Raw genomic sequence first — 775 nt, 5'->3', positions numbered from 1 at the left:
GAGCAACCACTTGGATACCTGTCGGCACAAAACCTTTCGGTAGCAGCAGATCTCCGGCTATATCCTGAAAATACTTGAATTTAAACTTGATACCCAAAGCCGTTTGCTGCTCTGATATATCTCTTAAGGCTAGAACAGTTTCTTCTTCGCCCTGCATACCTATCACGTTAATCGCAACATTCCCGGATACGTAGCTCTTGTTATCAGCCACTTGCGCTAAGACAATTTTGTAGTCAAAACGCCTATCCGTTGCACCTAGCTGAATCTCGGCTTTCTGTACTTGTAAGCCTCGCGAGTTATCTGAAGGCGCCATAATATTTTGATAAAATGACAAGTCCTTTTCTAACTGCGACACGCGAGCCTTGTAATCCCTGATCGTCTCCTGAATTTCCTGCTTTGCCAGGTCATCAATCGTCCGACCGCTTTCAAGGTTTGCGACTTGCTGCCGTAAAGCGACTTCTTCCTCTTTTAAAGCAGCATACTCTTGTGCAACTTTTGCTAATTCTTGAACGACCTTTTCGTGTGCCTGTTTTATTTGGTAATCGCCCAAAAGAAAACTTAGGACGCCCATGACCAAAATGCCAATTGCAAAAATCACCCGCCGTTTTAATTTAATACCTGGCTTGTGCTTAACTACAATCAGACGATCTTCAGCTTTCCGTTTTACCATTCTAGTACAATCTCACCTAGGTGTTAGGGCATCAATGCCACTTGCTGTAAGCCCATCATCTCATCAAAACCAAACATAAGATTCATGTTCTGAATCGCCTGGCCA

At 43.7% G+C, this 775-nt stretch carries 1 protein-coding gene; it reads right to left on the bottom strand.

Annotated features, from left to right (window positions below; all coding sequences use genetic code 11):
* On the bottom strand, nt 1-670 hold a 670-nt coding region (locus A3735_RS26425; RefSeq protein WP_068638953.1), incomplete at its 3' end, for a DUF6776 family protein.
* Nucleotides 671-775: the final 105 nt, after the last annotated feature.

It is taken from the genome of Oleiphilus sp. HI0061, from assembly GCF_001635675.1.
The sequence above is the reverse complement of the archived record's forward strand: the minus strand, read 5'-3'. Positions and strand labels throughout refer to the sequence as shown.